The organism is Salinivibrio sp. IB643, from assembly GCF_001996105.1.
GTDB lineage: Bacteria > Pseudomonadota > Gammaproteobacteria > Enterobacterales > Vibrionaceae > Salinivibrio > Salinivibrio costicola.
Genome location: NZ_MUFF01000082.1, coordinates 1 through 1,553 on the forward strand (window position 1 = coordinate 1; position 1,553 = coordinate 1,553).

A 1,553-nucleotide genomic window follows, 5' to 3' on the forward strand; every position below is an offset into this window, starting at 1 on the left:
CAATAATTGAGTATGTTAATTATTGTATAGATGAAATATTAAACTATTATGTTGTTATTGATAAATGCGACAAGGAGAAGAAAGAAAAGTCAAAGGAGATTATGATTAGAAACATCGAGCAAATGGAAAAACCCAAAGACCATGAGGAGATATTTACTGACTTTATAAAATTATCCTCAGGACGTGAAGAGAAGGTCGAGAGAATTCTTACCGGAATACTATATGAAATAAACATTTTCATGTCACGCTTACACTTAATGAAGAGAATAGAAGAAAACAGATTCATCCAAGAAAAAACAAGCTTAAAGCATACGATTGCAATGGGGTTAATAGTTAAGCAGATGGCTTCTGACTTGTTACCCTACGCCAACACCTATGTCAATAACAGTCGTTCTGTGAGGGAGACGTTTACAGACAAAAAGATATATAAAACGTTAATATCTACCCACATTGAAAACAAGAATATAAATATAGACGGGGATTTTCCCTCTGATATAGAGACTATGGCTGAACGCTTATTTCGAGATTTACATCGCGGTTGAATGTATGGGAATGGACTGGGGAAACCAGTCCAGAAAGCTAACTGGCAACAGTGCACGATGGGGTGTTGTCAAAATGCCAATTCCCTCTATCGATAAACACAACCCCATGATATGCCTACCGCTCCGTACACTCTTTGGCTGGCTGCAAACCCTCTCCCCCAACAAAGTAAAACCCAGCATTCGTGACCGCGTGATCCGCTACCAAAACGAATGTGATGATGTGCTATGGCAATATTGGGCCGCGGAAACCCGCCAGCCCACCGCGCAAGTAATAGAGCCACCACGTCAAGCTCGACTGCTTATGGTAATGGACAGGGGCAACGTCGTGAGCACTCAATTGGTGGAGAGCGATGCCGTGGTTGTCTCACGCAGGCAAATTCCCGCCCTGCTGCGCGAGCCGGGTTATTTTAGCGTGGCCGAACTTAAAGCCATTGCCGAAACCTCGCTTGATAAAATCGCCGAACTAGCGGAGTACACCGAGCAGCGGTTTTAACCGCGCACGAAAAGTGCGACAAATGAGGCATGACTTTGCGGTCATGCCCGTTTACCATTTAGGTGTATTATTAAGGAGTTAATAACCAATGCATAAGCCGAGCCGTCTAAAAAGTGCGTATAACAAAGTCATGGAAAAGCTGGCTTTAAACCCAGACGTATCCTTTACCCGCTTGTTTGCCTTCAAACTCGCATTAAGGGTTGGGTTATTAGGGGCTATCACCTCAACGTTGGTGCTCATTTACTGCTCAAACCTACAATTAGATTTGACGTACAAGGGGTTCAACCACTTTTTTGTCGTCTTTAAATTCCCCGTTAGCGTACTTGCCGCCATGCTTTCAGTAATTGGTTTGATTGCACTGGCTCATCGTTCGGAGCAATCCGCAAGGCAGATCCAACAGTCTGCAAAGCAGATTAAACTTTCAGAGTCACAGAATAATTTTACCAACTATTATAAACATGTTGAGGAATTTGAAAAATACATTAAAAAATCAAACTTCGAGATAGAAAACACCAATA

The 1,553-nt window shown here is 42.4% G+C and carries 2 protein-coding genes and 1 pseudogene; all 3 read left to right on the forward strand.

Translation table 11 applies throughout. From position 1 onward, the window contains the following. A partial coding sequence (locus tag BZG77_RS14540) for a hypothetical protein (protein ID WP_206744361.1) occupies window positions 1–542 on the forward strand: 542 nt, incomplete at its 5' end. A 10-nt stretch (window positions 543–552) separates the two neighbouring features. Further along, window positions 553–1,035, forward strand: coding sequence for a phage antirepressor N-terminal domain-containing protein (locus BZG77_RS14960; protein WP_198532442.1), 483 nt, complete (start codon window positions 553–555; stop codon window positions 1,033–1,035). Between the two features lie 88 nt (window positions 1,036–1,123). Beyond that, window positions 1,124–1,553 (forward strand): annotated as a pseudogene (locus BZG77_RS14550) (hypothetical protein); the annotation flags it as partial.